This is a genomic window from Streptomyces sp. (genome assembly GCF_035644915.1).
Lineage (GTDB): Bacteria > Actinomycetota > Actinomycetes > Streptomycetales > Streptomycetaceae > Streptomyces.
In genome coordinates this window covers 25,755-48,802 of sequence record NZ_DASQNP010000129.1, presented here as the reverse complement: position 1 = coordinate 48,802, position 23,048 = coordinate 25,755, and the positions used below count along the sequence as shown (strand labels likewise).

The following is a 23,048-nucleotide window of genomic DNA, read 5'->3' as shown; positions in this document are numbered from 1 at the left end:
CCGCGACAACGGGAGCCGGGGGAGAGCGGGGCGTGATCGGAGGAACTGAGCCGGCCGCGGGGGCCGTGGGGGGAGGCGGCGGCGGGCGCCGCGGTGGGGGTGAGCAGCGCCCGGGGGCGCGGTGGGGGGTGCATGAAGCGGCTCCTGTCGGTCGAACGCGTCGTCCCGACGCACGACTGTGGAAGCGCTCCCACTGGTTGGGAGAAGAACGTAGCGTCAACTTCCGGTTGTGGCCAGACTGTCTTCAGGAATTGGCGAATCGAATTTCTTCGCCAGGGTCATCTCGTTCAGACCCTTGACAGGTGTCATGTCCGGCTTGACCCTTGGGAGCGCTCCCACTGGTTTCAGTTCCCCAGCACACGCGCCAGGCACAGCTCCTCCCCCCACCCCCGAGCCGCGAGGAGGGAACCTCCGCATGCGAGCGTTACCAGTACCGGAAGCGCCACCGAGGCACAGCAGGGGCAGATCCACGAGGCTGCTGGTAGCGGCCGCCGCGGCCATCTCCCTGCCGCTGGGCATGACCTCGGCGCTCAGCGGCACCGCCCAGGCCGCCGCCCTCCAGTGCAGCGTCGACTACAAGAAGAACGACTGGGGCTCCGGCTTCAGCGCCAGCGTCACCATCACCAACCGGGGCTCCGAGTCCATCGACGACTGGACCCTGACGTACGACTACAGCGGCAACCAGAAGCTGCTCCAGGGCTGGAACGGCCAGTGGTCGCAGTCGGGCAAGACCATCACCGTCAAGAGCCCGCAGTACAGCACGAAGATCGCCGCCGGCGCCGCCGTCACCGCGGGCGCCAACTTCAGCTACAGCGGCACCAACGCCGACCCGACCTCCTTCTCCGTCAACGGCACCCGCTGCGGCGGCGCCCTGGCCGCACCCGTCGCCACCCTGACCGGCCCGGGCGCGGGCGCGGTCTACTCCGCGGGCGCCACCATCCCGCTGACGGCCACCGCACGCGCCGTCCAGGAGGGCGCCTCCATCGAGAAGGTCGAGTTCTACAGCGACACCGAGCTGCTGGGCACCGACACCACGGCGCCCTACGGCTTCGACTGGGAGGACGTCCCGGCGGGCAACTACTCGATCTACGCCGTCGCCCACGACTCCAACGGCATGTCGAGCGAGTCCACCCCCGTCGGCATCCAGGTGACCGCCGGGCCCGCGGTGGTCGTGACCCCGGCCCAGCTCGGAGTGCGCCAGGGCGAGACGGCCTCGTTCGCCGTGAAGCTCTCCAAGCAGCCGTCCGCCAACGTGACGGCGACCGTGCGGCGCACCGAGGGCAACACCGGCCTCTCCGTGCTGAACGGCTCCCAGCTCACCTTCACGCCGTCCAACTGGAACACCCCGCAGACCGTGACGGTCTCGGCCGCCCAGACCGGTTCCGGCGCCGCGACCTTCACCGTCAGCGCCCCCGGCCACGACGACGCCGAGGTGACGGTGACCCAGCTCGCCGCCGGCGGTGACGCCACCGAGTACGAGGACCGGTTCCTGGAGCTCTACAACAAGATCTTCGACCCGGCCAACGGTTACTTCTCGCCGGAGGGCATCCCCTACCACTCGGTCGAGACGCTGATGGTCGAGGCGCCCGACCACGGTCACGAGACGACCTCCGAGGCGTACAGCTACCTGATCTGGCTGCAGGCCATGTACGGCAAGGTCACCGAGGACTGGGGCCCGTTCAACGAGTCGTGGGCGATCATGGAGAAGTACATGATCCCCACGCAGTCGGACCAGCCGACGAACAGCTTCTACGACGCCTCGAAGCCGGCCACCTACGCGGCCGAGCACCCGCAGCCGTCGAACTACCCGTCGCAGATCGAGTCCAGCGTCCCGGTCGGCCGTGACCCGATCGCCGCCGAGCTGCGCAGCGCCTACGGCAACAACGACATCTACGGCATGCACTGGCTGCAGGACGTGGACAACGTCTACGGCTACGGCAACGCCCCCGGCAGCGTCTGCCAGGGCGGACCGGGCCAGGAGGGCCCGTCGTACATCAACACCTTCCAGCGCGGCTCGCAGGAGTCGGTCTGGGAGACCGTGCCGCAGCCCACGTGCGACGACTACAAGTTCGGCGGCAAGAACGGCTACCTGGACCTGTTCATCAAGGACCAGGGCTACGCCAAGCAGTGGAAGTTCACCAACGCCCCCGACGCCGACGCCCGCGCCATCCAGGCCGCCTACTGGGCCGAGATGTGGGCCGAGGAGCAGGGCAAGAAGTCCGAGATCTCCGCGACCCTGACCAAGGCCGCGAAGATGGGCGACTACCTGCGCTACTCCTTCTTCGACAAGTACTTCAAGAAGGTCGGCAACTGCGTCGGTGCCACCTCCTGCGCCGCCGGCACCGGCAAGGACAGCGCGCACTACCTGCTCTCGTGGTACTACGCCTGGGGCGGCGCCACCGACACCAGCGCCGGCTGGGCCTGGCGGATCGGCAGCAGCCACAACCACTTCGGCTACCAGAACCCGATGACGGCCCATGCGCTGACCACGGTTCCGGAGCTGAGGCCCAAGGGCTCCACCGCCGTGGCGGACTGGCAGAAGAGCCTCCAGCGCCAGATCGAGTTCTACCGCTGGCTGCAGTCCTCCGAGGGCGCCATCGCCGGTGGCGCGACCAACAGCTGGGGCGGCAACTACGGCACCCCGCCGTCCGGCACCTCCACCTTCTACGGCATGTTCTACGACGAGAAGCCGGTCTACCACGACCCGCCGTCGAACCAGTGGTTCGGCATGCAGGCCTGGTCGATGGAGCGCGTCGCCGAGTACTACCACCAGACCGGCAACTCCATGGCCAAGCAGGTCCTGGACAAGTGGGTGGACTGGGTGCTCGGGGAGATCACCGTCAACCCCGGCGGCAACTACCAGATCCCGTCCACCCTCCAGTGGTCGGGCCAGCCCGACACCTGGAACGCCTCCAACCCCGGCAGCAACGCGAACCTGCACGTGACGGTCCGCGACTACACCACCGACGTCGGCATCACCGCGGCCCTGGCCAAGACCCTGATGTACTACTCCGCCAAGGCCGGCGACGAGGAGGCCAGGACCACCGCCAAGGCGCTGATGGACGCGATGTGGGACCACCACCAGGACGCGATGGGCATCAGCGTCGAGGAGACCCGCACCGACTACAACCGCTTCGACGACAAGGTCTACATCCCCTCGGGGTGGACCGGCACCATGCCGAACGGTGACAAGATCGACTCGAACTCCACCTTCCTGTCGATCCGGTCCTTCTACCAGGACGACCCGCAGTTCAACAAGGTGGAGAGCTACCTGAACGGCGGCGAGGCGCCGACGTTCACCTACCACCGCTTCTGGGCCCAGGCGGACGCCGCGCTCGCCCTGGCGACCTACGCGGACCTCTTCGGCGAGTAACGGCCGGAGGGAGCACGAGCCGGCCCCCCGGTCCGGTCTGGTCGACGGCGGCCGCACCGGGGGGCCTTCCAACCCCGATCCGCACACCGATCCGGGAACCACCGATCGGGGAACCACCGATCCGAGAACCGTCCGACCCACGCGATCCGCACCACCAGCACCACCGCACCACCGGCACGATCGCACCACCGGTTCCACTAGCCGGTGACGAGCTGAAGCAGTGGTCTGTCCTCCCCCGCCTCTCTGCTGCTCAGCCTCACCTGATGGCCGCGGCCGTCCTGCGCCAGCACCAGGGTGAACTCCCCGGTCGCCGCGCGCCGGACGGCCGCGGTCACGTCCAGGCCCGTCCAGTCGTCGTAGCTCGTGATCCGCCCCTCGCCCAGGGCGGGGCCCGGCGGCGGGGCGCTGTCCCAGGTGATGCCCGTCTCGCTCCAGCCGTTCCCGGCCGGGCCGTACGCGCGCAGGGACGCGGTGAGCATGTCGTCCGCGCGGGTGCCCGGGTCGTTCGGGACGTGCCCGCGCACCCAGAGCACCGCCCGGCGGACCGTCCCCGGCGCGACCGTGCGCGGCAGCCGGAACCGCAGGTACGCCCGCCGTACGTCGTCGGCGTACGGCTCGCCGGCGGTGTGCACGGTCAGCACCGCCGACGAGCCGTCGTTCTCCCCGGAGTACCGGCCGCCGCGCACCGTCGCGTCCGCCACCGGCTCCAGCAGCAGTCCCTCCCGCCGCGGCGCGGAGCGCGCCGGGCCCGGCTCCAGCACCGCCGTCAGCGTCGCGCCGTGGCGCCCGCCGGTCTCCGCGAGCAGCCGGACGCCGCGGTGGTCCGCGGAGAGCACGGTGAGCCCCTCGTCGCTCTCCCGCACCGCCCGCCGGCCCGCCGTCAGCGTCCGGTCCAGCGCCAGCCGCACCACCGCGGCCGTGCGGGACGGGTCGCTCACGGCGATCCGCAGGGCCCTCCGCTCCCGGAGCACCAGCACCGCGCACGGCCCGTCGGCGGTGATCCCGGCGGCCGAGCCCGCGGCGAAGAAGACCACGGCGGTCAGGCGCGTCCCGCGCGGGACGCCCGGCGCGCCCGGCACCGTACGGAAGGCGTGCACGTCACCGGCGTCCCCGCCCAGCGCGAGGACCTCCACGCCCGGGCGGACGGCGCGGGCGGCGGTGGCGGCGGACGGAGCGCCCGGCAGCACCAGATGGGCGTGGGCCGCGCCCGCCGGGTCGGTGCCGTGGTCGTGCCAGAGCGTCAGATGGCGGCGGGTGACCGGGGCGGCCGGGCCGCCCGCGTTCACATCCCGCCAGGCGCCCGTCCGGTCCTCGCGGCGGCTCAGCAGCTCGCGCGGCCCCGGGGAGCCACCGGGGAGCTGGAGGAAGACGTAGCCGCCGGTCCCCTCCAGGTGCGCCCAGCGGGGCCGGGGACGGCGCACGGTCTCGCCGAGCGCCTCGGGCACCGGCACGCCGTCCACGGTGAGCCGGGCGGGCGGGCCGGGTGGGGGAGCGTCCGGCGCGTGGAGGTTCCGGCTGTCCACCACCGTCTCGATCCGCCGCCCGCCCTCCGCGGTGATGCCGGAGGAGGCGGTCAGCACGGCGTCGTCCAGGAACAGCCAGGACCTGCGCGCCCGCAGCGGCGAGTCGGTCCCGCGGAAGTCCATTCCCGCGAGCCCGAGCCCGTTCCCCGCCGCCAGTCCCACCATGCCCGACCAGCGCGTCCCGGACAGCGGCACGTGGTCGTTGTCGCCGCCCGCCCCGGCCGGCAGCGGCGCGGTGTCCACGGTGATGCCCGGCAGCCGCTTGGGATCGGCGGTGGGCCAGTACTCGTCGGTGTACTGGAAGAGGTCGCCGTCCAGGTGGAGCTGGAACATCCCGTCGCCGGTGTGCCAGCCCCGGGCGTTCTCCCCGTTCATGTACTCGTAGCGCGCCACGCGGTCGGAGTTGAGCGACAGCGAGTACGTCCACCCCGGACGGCGGTGGGCGATCCGCTCCATGTCGGGGAAGGCGAAGTGCCCCACCGGCCCGTCCGCCTCCGGGACGGCCGGATCGGCCAGGACGCCCGCCACGGCGGCGATCTGCGCGGGCTGCCGCTCGGCGAGCGGGCGGTGGGTGTTGCGCCGCAGCCACCCCTTGGCCAGCGACCTCAGCCGCAGCGCGGTCGCGGCCTCCTCCGCCGGCAGCGCGCCGGCCAGGTCCACCGCGTCCACGGCGAGCAGGAAGCCGTCGTCCGCGTCGCGCGCCTGCGTCCGCGAGATCGCCCGGCCGCGCACGCAGTCCAGCATCAGCCCGCCGTGCACCAGCGGCACGAAGGTGCGCTCCAGCGCGCGCGTGGTGTGCCCGCGCTCGGCGGCCCCGACGTCCCACTCGGTGCCCGCCAGCAGCCGCATCAGCCCGGCCATGCCCCTGATCAGCACCTCGCCGTAGGTGCCGGGGTAGGCCACGCAGGTGTGCATGATGAACGAGCCGTCGGGGTGGAAGCCGTCGCCGATGAGCACCGGGTCGAGCACCCCGGTCAGGGAGGTGGAGGCGAGCGCCAGCCTGCCGGGGTCCGCGCCGAGCGCGCCGCGGACGGCCACGACCCGGCACAGGTCCACCCGGTTGGCGCCGGTGGACTCCAGCGTGTCGCGCAGCATCCGCCTCGGGTCGGGCACGAAGTGGTCGATCGCGGCGAGCAGCCCGCCGAGGGTGCCGGGCCCGACCGCGTCGCCGAGCAGGACGCAGGCGTCGCCGACGGCCCCCGGTGTGCCGATCTCCCAGTCCCACCAGTTGCCGTACTGCGCCCGCCCGGCGCGGTAGGCGGACGCGTGGAGGACGCGCAGCCCCTCGGCGGCCCGCGCGGCCGCCGAGGCGTCGCCGTACAGCCCGCTCGCGGGCGTCGCGCAGCCGAGGGCGATGGCCCGCAGCCGGTTCGCCACCGCGGTGACGTTGGACGACGGCCCCGCCGCCTCGCCCAGCGGCAGGTCGTCCCAGGGCGTGGTGCGGCCGGGGTCCGTCCGCAGCGCGGCGAGGTGGCGCAGGGCGGCGCGGTCCTGCGCCGCCACGGCGGCCGCGTAGGCGGCGCGGCCCGGGCCGTCCTCGGGGGCCGCGCCTCCGACCAGCGCCTCGCGCCGGCGCCGCAGGAGGTCCGCGTACACACCGTCAGAAGCCGTCCCGGCCGCCTCACGTGCCGCCTCGCGTGCCACCGCCCCCGCCGCCCCCGGCCCGGCGCCGAGCAGTCCGCCGGCGGCCAGGGAGAGCCCCGCGCCGACCACAACCCGCCTGCCCGGCCCGCCTGTTCGGTCCGTGTCCGCCATGGCGCCTCCCCGGCGTCCTCGTGCCGTCACCGCTCCGTCACCGTCCTGCTGCGGAACGTACCGGCTGATCCCGGCGCCGGCCATGCGCCGGAGCTGACCGTGCGTCGGACGGGCCGCCCGGGAACCCGTCGGTGGCGCTTCCGTCCGGCGCGGGGTGGTTCAGTCCATTCACCTGTACGGGGATTGTCGCGCGAGTCCGTGCGGAGCACCGCAACCGCACCCTCCGGCACGCGGGTTCACGCCCTCGCGGCCGGGGGGCGCTACGCCGTTCGGCGGCCCGGGAGACGGCCGCGGAGATGCGAGAAGGCGGCGGCTGACGTGTCCTCACATCTATGGCACCGCCGAATGGGAGGTCGGACCGATGGCTACTCAGGATGGACAACGGAAGCGTCGTCAGCCGCGCCGGCAGTGGACGCCCGACCGGCGCGGGCTGGTGCTGCGCGGAGCGGCACTGGCGGCGCTCGGGATCACACCGTTCCTGGCCGGGGAGCGGCGGGCGCCGGGCGGTGACGCCGTCCCCGCGGCGTACCCGTGGACGGCCCGCGCGGCCGCCGGTCACTGGGCCCGCCCGGTGGCGGGGGACTACCGGGTCACGGCCGCCTACGGGATTCCGGGGAACTGGCAGGCGGGCCGCCACACGGGCATCGACTTCGCGATGCCCGTCGGCACCCCCGTCTACTCGGTCGGCTCCGGCACGGTGGTGTTCGCGGGCCGGTCCGGCGCCTACGGGAAGGCGGCGACGATCCGGATGGACGACGACCACTACACCCTCTTCGCCCACCTGTCGGAGCTCTCCGTCCGCACCGGGGACCGGGTGCGGGCCGGCAGCCGCGTGGGCTCCTCGGGAGCCACCGGGCGGGTCACCGGGCCCCACCTCCACTTCGAGGTGCGCACCGGCCGCGGCTACGGCTCGGACGTCGATCCCGTCGCCTACCTCGCCCGGCGGGGCGTGCAACTGGTGTGACCCCGTCCGCGCCCCGCCGCCGTGACCGGCACGACACGGAACGAGGGCCCGGTCCGCTTCCGGACCGGGCCCTCGACACCCAGGGTGAGTAACGGGACTCGAACCCGCGACATCCTGGACCACAACCAGGTGCTCTACCAGCTGAGCTATACCCACCACGACCGGGGCTTTCCCGCACCGGCCGAGTAAGAGTGTACAGGGTTCCCGCCGGTGCCCGTGCATCCGTTTCCGCCGCGCGGCCCGGTGGCGGAGACGGACGCACGGTCCGGCGGTCACCCGGCGGCGGGCACCACGTGCCGGGCCGCGATCCTCCGCGCCGTCTCCGAGTCCGGGCCGGGCGGCGGCACGAAGACCGCCTCGCGGTAGTAGCGCAGCTCCGCGATGGACTCCTTGATGTCCGCCAGCGCCCGGTGGTTGCCGCTCTTCTCCGGGCTGTTGAAGTACGCCTTGGGGTACCAGCGCCGCGCCAGCTCCTTGATCGAGGAGACGTCGACGATCCGGTAGTGGAGGTAGTCCTCCAGCGTGGGCATGTCGCGCATCAGGAAGCCGCGGTCGGTGCCGACCGAGTTCCCGCACAGCGGGGCCCGGCCGGGCTCGGGGACGTACTTCCTGACGTACTCCAGGACCCGCTGTTCGGCGTCCTCCAGGGTGGTGCCCCCCTCCAGTTCGTCGAGCAGCCCGGAGGCGGTGTGCATCGCGCGCACGACGTCGGGCATGGAGTCCAGCGCCTCGGCGGGCGGGCGGATCACGATGTCCACACCGTCACCGAGCACGTTCAGCTCCGAGTCCGTGACCAGGGCGGCCACCTCGATGAGCGCGTCGTGGGACAGCGAGAGCCCGGTCATCTCGCAGTCGATCCACACCATGCGATCGTTCATGTGTCCAAGCCTAAGGGGCCCTGCCGGGCGTGCGACCCCGCTGGGACGGCAGCCGTGGGGTGTAGGTGTCGGAGTCCGGTTTGCTCTTTCCGCCCCGTCCGCTCCGTTCCTTCCGTCCGATCCGGTCCGCCCGCTCGCGCCGTTCACCCCTTTCGGTCCGTTCGTGCCGTTCGCGGTGCTCGTTCCCCTCGTGCCGCACGGTGTGGACCGCCCCGGCCCCGGTGGGCTCGGCCGCGGCGGCCTGCTCCGCCCGCGCCTCCGGCGCGCGGTCCTCGCCCGTGCCGCCGCCGTCCGCCCTGGTGCGGGCCCGGTAGGCCGCCCGGTACGCGGCCGGGGAGGCGCCGAGCTGCCGCCGGAAGTGCCCGCGCAGGGCGACCGGCGAGCGGAAGCCGCAGCGCCCGGCGACCTCGTCGACCGAGTAGTCGGACGTCTCCAGCAGCCGCTGCGCCTGGAGCACCCGCTGGGTGATCAGCCACTGCAGCGGCGCGCTGCCGGTCAGCGAGCGGAACCGCCGGTCGAAGGTCCGCCGGCTCATGTAGGCGCGTGCGGCGAGGGTCTCCACGTCGAACTGCTCGTGGAGGTGCTCCAGGGCCCAGGCGACGACCTCGGCGAGCGGGTCGGTGCCGATCTCCTCGGGTAAAGACCTGTCGATGTAGCGCTCCTGGCCGCCGTTGCCGCGCCGGGGCGGCACGACGAGACGGCGGGCCAGGGCGCCCGCCGCCTCGGCGCCGTGGTCGGTGCGCACCACGTGCAGGCACAGGTCGATGCCGGCCGCCGTCCCGGCCGAGGTGAGGATGTCGCCGTCGTCCACGAACAGCTCGCGCGGATCGACGTGGACCGCCGGGTAGCGCTTGGCCAGGGTCGGCGCGTACATCCAGTGCGTCGTCGCGGGGCGGCCGTCCAGCAGGCCGGCCGCGGCGAGCACGAAGGCGCCCGTGCACAGGCCGATGATCCGCGCCCCCTCCTCGTGCGCCCGGCGCAGGGCGTCGAGTGCGGCCGCGGGTGGTGGCTGGGTGATGGAGCGCCAGGCGGGCACGACGACCGTGCCCGCCCGGGAGAGCGCTTCCAGGCCGTACGGGGCGGTCAGCTCCAGGCCGCCGGTGGTGCGCAGGGGTCCTTCCTCGCCCGCGCACACCAGGAGGCGGTAGCGGGGGACGCCGGCGTCCTGCCGGTCGATGCCGAAGACGGACAGCGGGATGGAGCTCTCGAAGATGGGGCCGCCGCTGAAGAGCAGTACGGCGACGATCTCGCGGCGGCGGCGCGCGGACAGTTTGCGCGTCGTCCCAGGGCCGTGCGTTGGCTCCTGGCTCATGGAACTAAGCCCCCCTCAGTCGTCGCGTCCTTCCGGTCCTGCACGATTCCCCCGCCGTGGTCAGCCAAGATCGAATCTACTGTGTCCGACGAGGCTGACGTGACTAGTTCACCACTTGCTGCTATGTCGACAAGACAGCTTGGCGTGAAGCATTCGGTCACGAAGCGTTCCATTCGTCGGCACCCCAGGGAAGAACGCCTCGTTCGGTCGCCATCTGTCCGCAGGGTGCACTCGTTCCCCTCGATCCTGTCCGTCCTGACGGACGGTCTCCGGATTCGCCTCTGGCAAGTTGTGTACCACGGCTGGAAGTTGGCCGAAAAGCGCAGGGGCTCAGAACGTGGGGATCACGGTCCCCGGAGGATTGCGTTCCGTTTGGGGAGGCGCCCTACCGCTGCCGGCGTCCGCCCCTGTGCGCCCCCGTGCCGGTGCGGCCGTGGCGGCCCCGGTGCGGGCCGGCCTGCTCGCCGGCCGACCGGGCCGCGGCGCGTTCGCAGTGCCGCAGCAGGGCGTGGCAGACGGCGGTCACGAGGGCGAGTCCGGCGGCCGTGGCGGCCGCGGCGCCGAGCGGCCGGCCGCACGCGAGCAGCACCAGGGGCACCAGGACGCAGCCGAAGGCCGCCCAGCGGACGACCTCGCCCACCCGGTCGGCGCCCCGCGCCCCGCGGGGGACCGGACGGACCCACCGGCCCCGCGCGACGGCGCGCCGGGGGCCGGGCACCGCGCGGCGGGCGCGGGCGCGCCGCCGCGCGGGCGCCCGCGTGGGCCGGGGGGTGGGCGTCGGGCCGGACATGCCCTGCCTAACGCCGGGGCGGCGCCGCGGTCACTGCGCGTCACCCCGCCGGGAGCCGTTCCGGCGCCTCCCGCCCGTCGCCCTGCCCGCTGCCCCGCCCCCTGCTCCCGCCCGTTCCCGGGGCCGCCGCCCTCCGGGGGCGCCCGGGAGACCTTTCGGGACACGGAGAGCGGTCCGGGCATTGCGCAACGCTTCCGGCTCCGGCATGCTGCACCGGCAGTGACCGCAGCCTCTGGGCAAGAGGGGAGTGCCGACGTACCCTCGGGGGTATGGGCCGAGGAACACGGTTCCCGGTCGTATTCCAAGGTGAACGCGAAGTTACCGATGGCTGGACACGAGATCCCCGACCCCGCGGACCGCAAGCGGGTCGCCGATCCGACGGCGGCGCCCGAGGCGGCCGATGAGGCGCGCCACTCCTGCGATCCGGCGTTCCAGCACGGGGTCGTGGTGGGATTCGACGGCTCGACGTCGAGCGAGCGCGCGCTGGCCTACGCCGTCGGCATGGCCCGGCGCTCCCACTCCGGCCTGATCATCGTCCACGTGGCCAACCGCCTCCCGACGACCGTGTGGGCGGGCTGCGAGCCGCCCGTCTTCGTGGACGTGCCCGACCACCGCACCGAGGTGCTGGGCCTGGAGCTGGCCTGCGCGGACTACCTCTCCGACGTGCCCTGGATCCTGGTCGAGCGCGGCGGGGACATCTGCCACGAGCTGGAGGAGGTCGGCCGCGAGTACGAGGCCGACGCCATCGTCGTCGGCTCCACGCACGGCCTCGTCGGCCGGCTCTTCGGCTCGGTCGCGGGCCGCCTCGCCCGCCGGGCCCGGCGGCCGGTGATCGTCATTCCCTGACCGTTCCCCCGACCGATCCGCCGCTCACCCCGCTCCCAACTCGCCCCGCGGAAGCGGCTGTCGGCACATCCACCCCCGCGCGGAGGTGGATTGTGCATTTGTGACGGGCATATAAGGGGACAGCGCGCCGCCCACGGTGAGGTGACGGTCCCGTGGAGCGGCCCACCCGCCGGCGTGATGGGCGACGCCGGCGAGTAGGGAGGCGGTCCCCTCGTGCGCCTGGTGGCACGGACGGGGGGACCGCCCGCACGCCGCTGTCGGGCGCGCCCCCGGCCGGAGTCCCCGGTCGGAGCCCCGGGCTACTCCACCGTCACCGACTTCGCCAGGTTGCGCGGCTTGTCGATGTCCCGGCCCAGGACGAGGGCCGTGTGGTAGGCGAGGAGCTGGAGCGGGATGCCCATCAGGATCGGGTCCAGCTCGACCTCGTTGCGCGGTACCACGATCGTGTGGTCGGCCTTCTCCTGCTCGGCGTGCGCGACGGCCAGGATGCGGCCGCCGCGGGCCCGGATCTCCTCCAGCGTGGCGCGGTTCTTCTCCAGCAGCTCGTCCTCCGGCAGGATCGCCACGGTCGGCACCGCGGGCTCGATCAGCGCCAGGGGGCCGTGCTTGAGCTCGGAGGCCGGGTACGCCTCGGCGTGGATGTAGGAGACCTCCTTCAGCTTCAGGGACGCCTCGCGCGCCACCGGGTAGCCGCGCACCCGGCCGACGAACATCATCGACTTGGCGTCCGCGTACTCGGCGGCCAGCTTCGCGATCGTCTCCTCCTGCGCCAGGACCTCGGCGATCTGCCCGGGCAGCTTCCGCAGGCCCTCGATGATCCGCCTGCCGTCCGCCACCGACAGGTCCCGGATGCGGCCGAGGTGGAGGGCGAGCAGGGCGAAGGCGACGGCGGTGTTGGTGAAGCACTTGGTGGACACCACGCACACCTCCGGCCCCGCGTGGACGTACACGCCGCCGTCGGTCTCGCGGGCGATGGCGGAGCCGACGACGTTCACCACGCCCAGCACCCGGGCGCCCTTGCGCTTGAGCTCCTGGACGGCGGCGAGGGTGTCGTAGGTCTCACCGGACTGGCTGACCGCGATGTAGAGGGTGTCGGGGTCCACCACCGGGTTGCGGTAGCGGAACTCGCTGGCGGGCTCGGCGTCGGCCGGGATGCGGGCCAGCTCCTCGATGAGCTGGGCGCCGATCTGGCCCGCGTGGTACGCCGAGCCGCAGCCGAGGATCTTCACCCGGCGCACGCCGCGCGCCTGACGGGCGTCCAGGTTGAGGCCGCCGAGGTGGACGGTGGCGAAGCGGTCGTCGATCCGGCCGCGCAGCACCCGGTCCACGGCCTCGGGCTGCTCGGTGATCTCCTTGTGCATGTAGGTGTCGTGGCCGCCCATGTCGTACGACTCGGCCTCCCACTCCACCGTCGTCGGGGTGGCGGAGGTGCGGCTGCCCTCGGTGGTGTAGGTGCGGTAGTCGTCGGCCTTGAGGGTGGCCATCTCGCCGTCGTCGAGGGTGACCACCTGGCGGGTGTGGGAGACCAGCGCGGCGACGTCGGAGGCGACGAACATCTCGTGCTCGCCGATGCCGAGCACGACCGGCGAGCCGTTGCGGGCCACGACGATGCGGTCGGGGAAGTCGGCGTGCAGGACGGCGATGCCGTAGGTGCCCTCCACGTGCCGCAGCGCCTCGCGGACCCGCTCCTCCAGGGTCCCGGCCCGGGAGCGGCCGATCAGGTGGGCCAGCACCTCGGTGTCGGTCTCGGAGGAGAACTCCACACCCTCGGCGGCCAGCCGGGCGCGCAGCTCGGTGGCGTTGTCGACGATGCCGTTGTGGACGACCGCGACCCGCCCCCCGGCGTCCAGGTGCGGGTGGGCGTTCTCGTCGCTCGGGGCGCCGTGGGTGGCCCAGCGGGTGTGCGCGATGCCGACGGTGCCCGCGAAGCGCTTGGGGAGCCTGGCCTCCAGGTCGCGGACCCGGCCCTTGGCCTTGGCCGTCCGCAGCCCCCCGCCCCGGCCGGTGCCGCTGCCGTGGATGGCGATTCCGGCGGAGTCGTAGCCCCGGTACTCCAGGCGCTGGAGGCCTTCCAGCAGCAGGGGGGCGACGTCGCGCTTCCCGATGTATCCCACGATTCCGCACATGCGAGGTTCTCCGGTTCTCCAAGGGTGTCGGGTGCTCGGCTCCCGGCCTGCCCGGCTTCCGGCCTGCCCGGCTCGTCCGGCCGCCGGTCCGGGGCCCGGGCGGGCTCAGCCGTAGACGATGCGGCGAAGCTGCCGCAGGGAGAGCTCCGGCGGGGCCACCGCGCGGTGCGGCAGCTCGGCCGTGATCCGCTCGAAGATCTCCGGGTTCGTCAGGCCCCGCGCCTGCAGCTCGCGGTGACGGCGGCGCACGAACTCCTCGACCGTCTCGTCGAAGTACGCCAGGACGTCGAGGACCACGCGGGCCGCCTCGCCGCGCCGCAGCGGCGTGGAGCGGACGAGGTGGTCGATCAGGTCCTCATGGAAGGCGGGGCGTTCGAGCACCCGTCGATACTGGGGTTTCGACCGGCCTTTCGCAAGAATCCTGCCCGATATCGGGCAGGACCGTGGCGCAAGAGGGACGGGCCTGAGCCGGAAGTGGTCTATACATTGACCCCCGCCGGGGCACGCGGTACGCATGTGATCGAACGGTCGCTCCACGTACACCCGTCCGCCCCGCCCCGGCCCGAAGGGATCGCTTGTGAGACGACTCCGCCTCCGGCTCCTGGTGCTCTGCGCCGCCTTCCTCGCCATCGCCCCGCACGGAACCGCGGTGGCCGGTTCGGCGGCCTCTCCGGCCACCGCCGAACCGGCCGCCGCCGAACCGAGACCGCTGGACCAGGTGATCCCCGCGCCCGCCTCCGTACGGCCGGGCGGGGCCCCGTACGAGATCGGCGAGCGGACCGTGATCCGGGTGCCCCACGGGTCCGCCGGGGCGGGCCGGGTCGGCTCGTACCTGGCCGGACTGCTGCGGCCCTCCACCGGCTACGCGCTGCCGGTGACCGGCCGGCCCGGCTCCGACGGCATCCGGCTCAAGCTCGGCGGGCCGCGCGAACTGGGCGAGGAGGGCTACCGGCTGACCGTCTCGCCGCGTGCGGTGGTGCTGCAGGCCCGCACGGAGGCCGGCCTCTTCCACGGCGTGCAGACGCTGCGTCAGCTCCTGCCGGACAAGGTCGAGGCGCGCGAGCGGCAGCCCGGTCCGTGGCCGGTGGCCGGCGGCACCGTCACGGACGTCCCGCGCTACGCGTACCGCAGCGCGATGCTGGACGTGGCGCGGCACTTCTTCACCGTCGAGGAGGTCAAGCGCTACATCGACCAGCTCGCCCTCTACAAGATCAACACCCTCCACCTGCACCTGACGGACGACCAGGGCTGGCGCATCGCCATCGACTCCTGGCCGCGGCTGGCCACCTACGGGGGCAGCACCGAGGTCGGCGGCGGGCCCGGCGGCTATTACACCAAGGACGACTACCGCGAGATCCTGCGGTACGCCGCCGCCCGCCACATGACGGTCGTGCCCGAGATCGACATGCCCGGCCACACCAACGCGGCCCTCGCCTCCTACGCGGAGCTGAACTGCGACGGCGTCGCGCCGCCGCTCTACACCGGCATCAAGGTGGGCTTCAGCTCGCTGTGCGTGCCGCTGGAACTCACCTACGACTTCGTGGACGACGTGGTGCGGGAGATCGCCGAGCTGACCCCCGGCCCGTACCTGCACATCGGCGGTGACGAGGCGCACCAGACCAGCCCCGAGGACTACGCCGCCTTCATGGAGCGCGCGCAGCGGATCGTGGCGAAGTACGGCAAGACCGTCATCGGCTGGCACCAGCTCGTCGGCGCCGAGCCGGCCGAGGGCGCGATCGCGCAGTACTGGGGGACCACCGGCAAGGAGGCCGACGTCGCCGAGGCCGCGCGGAACGGGACGCGGCTGATCCTCTCCCCGGCCAACCGCTCCTACCTGGACATGAAGTACGACAAGGACAGCCCGCTGGGACTGAGCTGGGCGGGCTACGTCGAGGCGCGGCAGTCCTACGACTGGGACCCGGGCGCCTACTTCGAGGGCGTGCCGGAGGAGGCGGTGCTCGGCGTCGAGGCGCCGCTGTGGTCGGAGACCATCGAGACCACCGACCACATCGAGTTCATGGCCTTCCCGCGGCTGCCGGGCATCGCGGAACTCGGCTGGTCCCCGGCGTCGGCCCTGGACTGGGAGACCTACCGCACCCGGCTGGCCGCGCAGGGCCCGCGCTGGGAGCTGATGGGCATCGACTACTGGCGCTCGCCCCAGGTCCCCTGGACCTCCGGGACCGAGTGACGGCAGCCGGCCGGGCGTCCGGCCGGTGCGGTGGGGCGGCACGCGGCGTGCCGCCCCACCGCCGCCCCGCTTCGGAAGCGTTCAGAAGCGGCGCAGCACCGCCTGCTTGGCCGTCGCGAACTCCTCGTCGGTGAGCACGCCCTCCCTGTGCAGCTCGCCCAGTTCGCGCAGGCGCCGCAGCAGGACGTCGTGGTCGGCGTCCCCGCTCCCGGCACCGGAACCGGCACCGGACCCGGCCCTGGCGGGCGCCGCGGACGCCGCGGGTTCCGCGGGTTCCGCGGGTTCCGCCTCCGCCGGACCGCCCGCGGGCGGCAGGGCGGCGGCGCCGGATCCGGAGCCGCCGGCCGAGGGGTGCGGCAGACGGGCGGTGACGGCGGCGGCCAGCAGCACCGAGCTGGTGTCCTTGGCCTGCCGTATGCCCCACAGCACCAGGCAGTTGGGGTCGTGGTCGGGCTTGAGGACGGCGTGCGCGCCCTTGGGGCGGAACCGCAGGCAGCCGTTCTCCCAGCCGATCGCCGGAGTCCACTCCACGCTCTCCAGCTCGCGCAGCGCGAACGTCCGGGGCCCGGCGGAGGTCTTGCTGCTCTCGGCCATCCAGTTCCACTCGATCTGGACGCGCTCCCCGTCGAAGGACGCCGTGCCGTCGGTGCCCTGCACCGACAGCGGCACCGCGGGGCCGGGCAGCAGGTAGCGGTCGCAGGGCTGCTCGACGGGCACCTGCTCCAGCAGCAGGGCGTTGCGGACCTCGTCCACGAAGTACTCGGCGACCCCGGCGCGGTCCGACTCCACCTCCAGGCGGTACGGGTCGGCCGCGTCGGGGAGCCGGCCTCCCGCGGCCTGGAGGAGGGGGTCGGCCCCGTGCCGCAGCCTCAGCCGCAGCCACCCGCTCCTGCGCCCCGGCTCGTACGAGATCCCGGCCACCGCCTCCAGCGGGACCGCCAGTTCGCCGAGCAGCCTCCGTAGCCTGTGCACGCTTTTGTGGTGCCCCGGCACGATGCGCACGGTGTCACCGTCGAACGTCCATGCCCCCGCCTGCTGGAGAATCTCAGCCATGGGGGGATTCTCTCAGCCCGCCGGCCCGCGGCCTCCTGGTTCGCCGGTGATCCGGGGGAGTTCACGGCCCCTTCGGGGGAGGCCCCCGCCGGCCGGGACGTGCGGGAGCGGGTGCCGGCCGGCGCGGGGCGCGCGGGGCCGTGCCCCCGGGGCGCCGCGGACCTAGTTCCAGTACAGGCCGCGCAGGCGCGAGGTGGTGATGGTGACCGGCTCGGTGTCCTTCGGATCGGCCGGGTAGTACACCGCCTCGAAACGCAGCCGCTCCTCCCGGCCGATGCTGCCGGAGCTGTGGAAGTCGGCGAACGTGTCGCCCGCGGTGCCGACGCGCTCGCAGATCGGGCCGTTCCAGCGGGTGCCGTCCTTGCGCAGGTGGTAGAAGCGGCCCTGGAGCGTCGCGCCGACCGGCAGTGCCGCGGTGAGGTGCGCCATCGCCTGGTAGCGCGTCGCGCCGGTCAGGATGTCCACGCCCTCGATGTCGAGCGTCTTCCACTGGCCCGGGGTGAGCCGGATGTCGGTGGTCTCGTACTCGCCGATCACGTTCGGCACGTCGTCCTCCTCCTCGCCTCGGTCCCAGCCGGCGGCGTGGCTCAGGCGCTCCCGTATGCGGGTGCGCATGGTGTTCATGGAGAAGCCGCGGGGGTCGACCTTCCCGGGCTGCCACTCCAGGTGCCCGATCACGGACTCGGCCTTCCAGCCGTGGTGGCGGCAGAGCGCCGCCGCGGCGCGTTCGATCGCGTCGAGCTGGGCCGCGGGCCACGGGTCCTCGCCGTCGCCCAGGTTCTCGCACTCGAAGCCGTAGAAGTGGCGGTTGCCGTCGGTGTTGGCCTCGTTGTCCGGGGGCAGTGACCGTTCCTCGATCACCGCGCGCAGCACGTCGTCGTCGCCCAGACCGGCGTGGTTGGCGCGGCCGTGGCCGACCAGGTGCACCCGGCCGTCCTTGGTGATGACGCCGTGGCACAGCGGGCCGGGCAGGCTGCTGTAGCCGTTGCGGCAGATCTCGACCGTCCGCGCCGATCCGGAGGTGACGGTGTGGTGGATCATCACGCCGTGCACCGGCCCCCAGGCGCCCACGTGGTTGCGGTTGTGCGTGCGCCAGCCGCTGACCTCGACGACCCTGACTCCCTCTCTCTTCAGTGCGGCGACGAGCGCGCTCGCGCCGATGGGAGTGGCCATACGTGTTCTCCCGACTACTTTGGGTAGGCGTACTTGTTTACCTCTTACCCATCCCTACGCACGTGCCCCTGGGGGGTTTCAAGATTTTCCGGAGCGCTTCCCTCTCGTTTCCCGGTGTCCCCGGTGCGAACCCGCCCCGTCGGCCGGGGAGTTCGGGGCGCCGGGGCATGGCCGGGGGCGAACCGCAGGCGCCCGGCCGGGAATTCCCGGCCGGGCGCCTGTCCGTCCGCGGTCTCCGCGCCCCCTTCGCGGAAGGCCGCGGGGGTCACCGGCCGGTGCTCAGCACGTCTTGTAGTCGTAGCGCGAGCTGTTGTAGGAGCAGGTGTCCACCGTCGTGCCGGTGCTCCTGCGCAGGGTGGCGGTGTCGGAGGTGTTGTTCCACACGTACCAGGACTTGCCCCAGTAGCGGGTGGTGGACGAGTTGGTGCCCTTGCCCGTGCGGATCGTCACCGTCTTGCCCGCGCCCAGGGTGTAGGTGCCGAAGGTGTAGGTGTGGTTCGCGGCGTCCCTGACCGTCCAGCCCGTGAGGCTGACCCCCTTGGACGTGCTGTTGTGGATCTGCACGTACTCGCCGTTGAGGCTGGTGTTGCCGCCGCGGTCCGTGCCCGGGCTGTCGTAGTAGATCTTCTCCAGATGGACGGAGCCGGCGGCCTGGGCCTGGGCGGGCAGCAGGAGGGCGGTGGCGCAGCCTGCGGCCAAGGCCGCCGCCACGGTGGTGCGAATGCGCATTGCGGACGTTCCTGTCGATCGAGCCGGGTCCCCCCATGCGGTCCCGGCGGTGCCGCCACACTACAGAGGGTTGTTCAATGATGAACGGCCTGTTGCGGAATCGGTACACGGGCGGAGTGCCGGAGGGGCCCGCTCCCGGTCCGGCGGGGATGCGGCGCGGTGCCGTCGCCGCCCGGCCGGACGCCGGGGGTGACTGTTGGCCTCCGGACGGCATTCAATGTTAAGAATGAGCATGTGATCGGACTTTCCGACCGATCTTGGGATTCATTGCCCCGTCTGCTCCGGGCCCGACGCCTGCCGAAACGGCGCGGAAGCGGGAGGGCGGGCGGCGAGGATCCCGGGCACCGGACAAGGCAACCGTCGCCGGGACGGCACCCCGGCTCGCCGCTGCGCGTACGCAGCCTGGCGGGCCAGGTGTTCGTCCTGCAGGCCGTGCTCGTGGTGCTGCTCGTCCTCGCCGCCGCGGCGGCACTGCTGATCCAGGCCAGGAACGACAGCACGCGGGAGGCGCGCAACCGGTCGGTCGCGGTCGCCGAGACGTTCGCCAGCTCGCCCGGGCTGCGGGCCGCCCTGGAGGGCCCCGACCCCACCGCGGTGCTCCAGCCGCTCGCCGAACGGGCCCGGCAGCGTTCCGGGGTGGACTTCGTCGTCGTGACGGACACCGAGGGAATCCGCTACACCCACCCCAAACCGGACCGGATCGGGAAGCGGTTCGTCGGCACCATCGAACCGGCGCTGGAGGGGAAGGTCGTCACCGAGCAGGTCGTCGGGACCCTCGGCCCCCTGGTGCAGGCGGTGGTCCCCGTCACCGGCCCCGACGGCTCGGTGGTGGGCCTGGTCTCCGCGGGCATCACCGTCGAGAAGGTCAGCAGCGGGGTCACGGGCCAGCTACCGCTGCTCTTCGGCGCGTCCGCGGCGGCGCTGCTGCTGTCCACGGCGGGCACGGCGATGGTCAGCAGGCGGCTGCTGCGCCAGACCCACGGCCTGGGACCGGCCGAGATGACCCGCATGTACGAGCACCACGACGCCGTGCTGCACGCCGTCCGGGAGGGCGTGCTCATCGTCGGCGCCGACGGCCGGCTCGTGCTCGCCAACGACGAGGCGCGCCGGCTGCTCGACCTGCCCCCGGACGCCGAGGGCCGGCCCGTCGCCGACCTCGGCCTCGACCCGCGCATCAGCAGACTGCTGGTCTCCGGGCGGGTGGCCGTGGACGAGGTCCACATGGCGGGGGACCGGATGCTGGCCGTCAACCACCAGCCCACGGACCGCTTCGGAGGCCCCCCGGGCAGCGTGGCGACGTTCCGGGACTCCACCGAGCTGCGGGTGCTCTCCGAGAGCGCCGAGGCCGCGCGGCGGCGGCTCAAACTGCTGTACGACGCGGGCACGGGCATCGGCACCACGCTGGACATGGTGCGTACCGCCGAGGAACTGGCGGAGGCCGCGGTGCCCCGGTTCGCCGATTTCGTCACCGTCGACCTGGCCGACTCCGCGCTGAGCGGCGAGGAGCCGACGGGCGGTCTCGTGGGCATGCGGCGCGTGGCCGTCAGCGGGATCCGGGAGATCCCGCCCTTCTACTCCACGGGCGAACTGATCAGGTTCGCCCCCTCCACACCGCAGGCACGGGGCTACGGGAGCGGGCGGGCGGTCCTGGAGGCCGACCTGACCGCCGCCAGGGGGTGGCAGGCCCAGGACCCCGAACGCACGCGGGAGATCCTCAAGGAGGGGATCCACTCGCTCATCACGGTCCCGCTGCGGGCGCGCGGCACCGTCCTGGGAATGGTCAACTTCTGGCGCTCGGAGAAACCCGGTCCCTTCGACGACGAGGACCTGTCCCTGGCCGAGGAACTGGTGGCCCGTGCCGCGGTCGCCGTCGACAACGCCCGCCGCTACGCGCGCGAGCACGCCATGGCCGCCACGCTGCAGCGCAGCCTGCTGCCCCGCGCCCTGCCGGGACAGGACGCCCTGGAGCTCGCCCACCGCTACCTGCCCGCCCAGTCGGGGGTGGGCGGGGACTGGTTCGACGTGATCCCGCTGTCCGGGGGCCGGGTCGCGCTGGTGGTCGGCGACGTGGTCGGTCACGGCCTGCACGCGGCGGCCACCATGGGGCGGCTGCGCACCGCCGTCCACAACTTCTCCGCCCTGGACCTGCCGCCCGACGAGATCATCGGACACCTCGACGAGCTGGTGAGCAGGAGCGACCAGGAGGAGGGCGCCGGGAGCGGGGCGCTGGACGGCACGAACGGGATGATGGGCGCGACCTGCCTGTACGCGATCTACGACCCGGTCTCCCGGTCCTGCGTCCTGGCCCGCGCGGGCCACCCCCCGCCCGCGCTCGTCCACCCCGACGGCAGCGTGGAGTTCCCCGACATACCCGTCGGCGCCCCCCTGGGGCTGGGCGGACCGCCCTACGAGACGGCCGAGGTCGAACTGGCCGAGGGCAGCCGGCTGGTGCTGTACACCGACGGGCTCATCGAGGACCGGCAGCGCGACATCGACGTCGGGCTGGAACTCCTGCGGCGGTCCCTGGCCGGGGCCGACCGCTCCCCCGAGGAGACCTGCGACGCGGTGACCGGCGCGCTGCTGACCGAGCGGCCCCGCGACGACGTCGCCCTGCTGGTCGCCCGCACCCGGGCCCTGGGCGCCGACCGGGCCGCGACCTGGGACGTGCCGTCCGATCCCGCCGCGGTCTCGGTGGTCCGCGGCGACGTCGCCCGGCGGCTGGCCGACTGGGGGCTGGACGACCTGGCGTTCTCCACCGAGCTGATCCTCAGCGAGCTGGTCACCAATGCCATCCGGCACGCCGCCGGCCCGGTGCGGGTCCGGCTGCTGAGGCTGGAGCGGAGCCTGATCTGCGAGGTCTCCGACGCCAGCAGCACCTCGCCGCACCTGCGCCGCGCGGCGACGACGGACGAGGGCGGGCGAGGACTGTTCCTCGTGGCCCAGCTCTCCGAGCGCTGGGGCACCCGGTACACCGGGACCGGCAAGGTCATCTGGGCCGAGCAGCCGCTGCCCTCGGCCTGATCGAGCGACCCGGCCGGCCGGGCCCGGCCTGACCGACGGCCGACCCGGCCGACCGGTGCGCCGGACGGGGAAGGGCCCCTGGAATCCGCCGACGGCGGATTCCAGGGGCCCTTCCCCGTCTTGTGGGGCCTGCGCCCTGTGACGTGCGCCCTCAGGCCGTCATGCCCAGCTCCCGGGCGATGAGCATGCGCTGGACCTCGCTGGTGCCCTCGCCGATCTCCAGGATCTTGGAGTCGCGCCACATGCGGGCCACCGGGTACTCGTTCATGAAGCCGTAGCCGCCGTGGATCTGGGTGGCCTCGCGGGCATTGGTGACCGCGATCTCCGAGGAGTACAGCTTGGCGATCGCCGCCTCCTTCTTGAACGGCTCGCCCGCCAGCAGGCGGCAGGCCGCGTCGCGCCAGGCGAGGCGGGCGGTGTGGGCGCGCATCTCCATGTCGGCGAGCTTGAACTGGATGGCCTGGTTGGCGCCGATCGGCCTGCCGAACGCGTGCCGCTCCCGGGCGTACTTCACCGACTCGTCCACACAGCCCTGCGCCAGGCCGGTGGCCAGGGCCGAGATGGCGATGCGGCCCTCGTCCAGGATGCGCAGGAACTGGGCGTAGCCGCGGCCCTCCTCGCCCAGCAGGTTGGCGGCCGGGACCCGTACGTCGGAGAAGGACAGCTCACGGGTGTCCGAGGCGTTCCAGCCGACCTTGGAGTAGGGCGCGGCGACGGTGAAGCCCGGGGTGCTGGAGGGGACGATGATCGAGGAGATCTCCGGGCGGCCGTCGGGCTTGCGGCCGGTGACGGCGGTGACCGTGACCAGGCCGGTGATGTCCGTGCCGGAGTTGGTGATGAAGCACTTGGTGCCGTTGATCACCCACTGGTCGCCGTCGCGGACGGCCGTGGTGCGGGTGCCGCCCGCGTCCGAGCCGCACTCCGGCTCGGTCAGGCCGAAGGCGCCGAGCATCTCGCCCGAGCACAGCCTCGGCAGCCACTCGCGCTTCTGCTCCTCGGTGCCGAAGCGGTAGATCGGCATGGCGCCCAGCGAGACGGCGGCCTCCAGGGTGATGGCGACCGAGGAGTCCACCCGGGCCAGCTCCTCCAGGGCCAGGCACAGGGCGAGGTAGTCGCCGCCCATGCCGCCGTACTCCTCGGGGAAGGGCAGCCCGAACAGGCCCATCCGGCCCATCTCGCGGACGATCTCGTAGGGGAACTCGTGGTTCTCGTAGAACTCACCGATCTTCGGAGCGATGACGTCGTGCGCGAACTCCTCGACGGTGCGGCGCAGTTCCTCGTGCTCGGGGGAGAGGCGGTGGTCAAGGGACATGGCTG

Annotated in this window: 14 protein-coding genes, 1 tRNA gene and 1 pseudogene; 5 read left to right on the top strand and 11 right to left on the bottom strand. The window is 73.1% G+C overall.

Annotation, left to right across the window (positions count from 1 at the left end; genetic code table 11):
* Positions 1-415 precede the first annotated feature (415 nt).
* The gene (locus VE546_RS14820; protein ID WP_414720484.1) at positions 416-3,373 is read left to right on the top strand and encodes a glycoside hydrolase family 48 protein; all 2,958 of its coding nucleotides are present in this window, start codon (positions 416-418) and stop codon (positions 3,371-3,373) included.
* Positions 3,374-3,570: 197 nt separating this feature from the next.
* Here VE546_RS14820 and VE546_RS14815 read toward each other — a convergent pair whose 3' ends face one another.
* Complete coding sequence (locus VE546_RS14815; protein WP_324922406.1) at positions 3,571-6,651, bottom strand: polysaccharide lyase family 8 super-sandwich domain-containing protein; 3,081 nt, start codon at positions 6,649-6,651, stop codon at positions 3,571-3,573.
* A 361-nt stretch (positions 6,652-7,012) separates the two neighbouring features.
* Between VE546_RS14815 and VE546_RS14810 the strand changes: the two genes are divergently transcribed.
* A complete protein-coding gene (locus tag VE546_RS14810; protein ID WP_324922404.1) occupies positions 7,013-7,615 on the top strand; it encodes a M23 family metallopeptidase in 603 nt (200 codons plus the stop codon).
* Between the two features lie 83 nt (positions 7,616-7,698).
* Here the strand turns inward: VE546_RS14810 and VE546_RS14805 are convergent.
* The 4 genes from VE546_RS14805 to VE546_RS27975 form a co-directional block, all read right to left on the bottom strand.
* Positions 7,699-7,771, bottom strand: a tRNA-His gene (locus VE546_RS14805).
* Between the two features lie 116 nt (positions 7,772-7,887).
* Complete coding sequence (gene orn, locus VE546_RS14800) at positions 7,888-8,493, bottom strand: oligoribonuclease (protein WP_324922402.1); 606 nt, start codon at positions 8,491-8,493, stop codon at positions 7,888-7,890.
* Between the two features lie 10 nt (positions 8,494-8,503).
* Entirely contained in the window at positions 8,504-9,805 is a 1,302-nt protein-coding gene (locus tag VE546_RS14795) for a helix-turn-helix domain-containing protein (RefSeq protein ID WP_324922400.1), read from the bottom strand.
* Between the two features lie 385 nt (positions 9,806-10,190).
* Positions 10,191-10,595 carry a hypothetical protein gene (locus tag VE546_RS27975; protein WP_414720483.1) on the bottom strand — a complete coding sequence of 135 codons (405 nt, stop codon included), beginning with the start codon at positions 10,593-10,595 and terminating at the stop codon, positions 10,191-10,193.
* A gap of 324 nt (positions 10,596-10,919) precedes the next feature.
* Between VE546_RS27975 and VE546_RS14785 the strand changes: the two genes are divergently transcribed.
* Positions 10,920-11,441 (top strand): universal stress protein, encoded by a 522-nt coding sequence (locus VE546_RS14785; protein WP_324922398.1) that lies wholly within the window; start codon positions 10,920-10,922, stop codon positions 11,439-11,441.
* A 299-nt stretch (positions 11,442-11,740) separates the two neighbouring features.
* Here the strand turns inward: VE546_RS14785 and glmS are convergent, their stop codons facing one another.
* Together glmS and VE546_RS14775 are read right to left on the bottom strand one after the other, a co-directional pair.
* A complete protein-coding gene (gene glmS, locus VE546_RS14780; RefSeq protein WP_324922396.1) occupies positions 11,741-13,567 on the bottom strand; it encodes a glutamine--fructose-6-phosphate transaminase (isomerizing) in 1,827 nt (608 codons plus the stop codon).
* Between the two features lie 105 nt (positions 13,568-13,672).
* Complete coding sequence (locus VE546_RS14775) at positions 13,673-13,948, bottom strand: hypothetical protein (protein WP_324922395.1); 276 nt, start codon at positions 13,946-13,948, stop codon at positions 13,673-13,675.
* A 196-nt stretch (positions 13,949-14,144) separates the two neighbouring features.
* On the opposite strand from VE546_RS14775, the gene VE546_RS14770 reads away from it, so the two are divergent.
* Positions 14,145-15,755: a beta-N-acetylhexosaminidase gene (locus VE546_RS14770; protein ID WP_324922393.1), complete on the top strand. Its 1,611-nt coding sequence runs from the start codon at positions 14,145-14,147 to the stop codon at positions 15,753-15,755.
* A gap of 81 nt (positions 15,756-15,836) precedes the next feature.
* Here the strand turns inward: VE546_RS14770 and VE546_RS14765 are convergent, their stop codons facing one another.
* The 3 genes and pseudogenes from VE546_RS14765 to VE546_RS14755 all read right to left on the bottom strand — a co-directional run bounded on the left by VE546_RS14765 (position 15,837) and on the right by VE546_RS14755 (position 18,710).
* The gene (locus tag VE546_RS14765; RefSeq protein WP_324922392.1) at positions 15,837-16,808 is read right to left on the bottom strand and encodes a DUF4429 domain-containing protein; all 972 of its coding nucleotides are present in this window, start codon (positions 16,806-16,808) and stop codon (positions 15,837-15,839) included.
* A gap of 588 nt (positions 16,809-17,396) precedes the next feature.
* Positions 17,397-17,981: pseudogene (locus tag VE546_RS14760) on the bottom strand (N-acetylmuramoyl-L-alanine amidase); the annotation flags it as partial.
* Between the two features lie 279 nt (positions 17,982-18,260).
* Positions 18,261-18,710 carry a lamin tail domain-containing protein gene (locus VE546_RS14755; protein WP_324922390.1) on the bottom strand — a complete coding sequence of 150 codons (450 nt, stop codon included), beginning with the start codon at positions 18,708-18,710 and terminating at the stop codon, positions 18,261-18,263.
* A 414-nt stretch (positions 18,711-19,124) separates the two neighbouring features.
* Between VE546_RS14755 and VE546_RS14750 the strand changes: the two genes are divergently transcribed.
* Positions 19,125-21,731, top strand: coding sequence for a SpoIIE family protein phosphatase (locus VE546_RS14750; RefSeq protein ID WP_324922388.1), 2,607 nt, complete (start codon positions 19,125-19,127; stop codon positions 21,729-21,731).
* Between the two features lie 151 nt (positions 21,732-21,882).
* Here the strand turns inward: VE546_RS14750 and VE546_RS14745 are convergent, their stop codons facing one another.
* Positions 21,883-23,043 (bottom strand): acyl-CoA dehydrogenase family protein, encoded by a 1,161-nt coding sequence (locus VE546_RS14745; RefSeq protein ID WP_324922387.1) that lies wholly within the window; start codon positions 23,041-23,043, stop codon positions 21,883-21,885.
* Between the last annotated feature and the right edge of the window lie 5 nt (positions 23,044-23,048).

What these genes read in the sequence shown, in the direction of transcription:
- VE546_RS14785 (WP_324922398.1), top strand. Translation starts at nt 10,920, where the DNA reads ATGGCTGGACACGAGATCCCCGACCCCGCGGACCGCAAGCGGGTCGCC.
- VE546_RS27975 (WP_414720483.1), bottom strand. Translation starts at nt 10,595, where the DNA reads ATGTCCGGCCCGACGCCCACCCCCCGGCCCACGCGGGCGCCCGCGCGG.
- orn (WP_324922402.1), bottom strand. Translation starts at nt 8,493, where the DNA reads ATGAACGATCGCATGGTGTGGATCGACTGCGAGATGACCGGGCTCTCG.
- VE546_RS14795 (WP_324922400.1), bottom strand. Translation starts at nt 9,805, where the DNA reads ATGAGCCAGGAGCCAACGCACGGCCCTGGGACGACGCGCAAACTGTCC.
- VE546_RS14745 (WP_324922387.1), bottom strand. Translation starts at nt 23,043, where the DNA reads ATGTCCCTTGACCACCGCCTCTCCCCCGAGCACGAGGAACTGCGCCGC.
- glmS (WP_324922396.1), bottom strand. Translation starts at nt 13,567, where the DNA reads ATGTGCGGAATCGTGGGATACATCGGGAAGCGCGACGTCGCCCCCCTG.
- VE546_RS14765 (WP_324922392.1), bottom strand. Translation starts at nt 16,808, where the DNA reads ATGGCTGAGATTCTCCAGCAGGCGGGGGCATGGACGTTCGACGGTGAC.
- VE546_RS14815 (WP_324922406.1), bottom strand. Translation starts at nt 6,651, where the DNA reads ATGGCGGACACGGACCGAACAGGCGGGCCGGGCAGGCGGGTTGTGGTC.
- VE546_RS14820 (WP_414720484.1), top strand. Translation starts at nt 416, where the DNA reads ATGCGAGCGTTACCAGTACCGGAAGCGCCACCGAGGCACAGCAGGGGC.
- VE546_RS14810 (WP_324922404.1), top strand. Translation starts at nt 7,013, where the DNA reads ATGGCTACTCAGGATGGACAACGGAAGCGTCGTCAGCCGCGCCGGCAG.
- VE546_RS14755 (WP_324922390.1), bottom strand. Translation starts at nt 18,710, where the DNA reads ATGCGCATTCGCACCACCGTGGCGGCGGCCTTGGCCGCAGGCTGCGCC.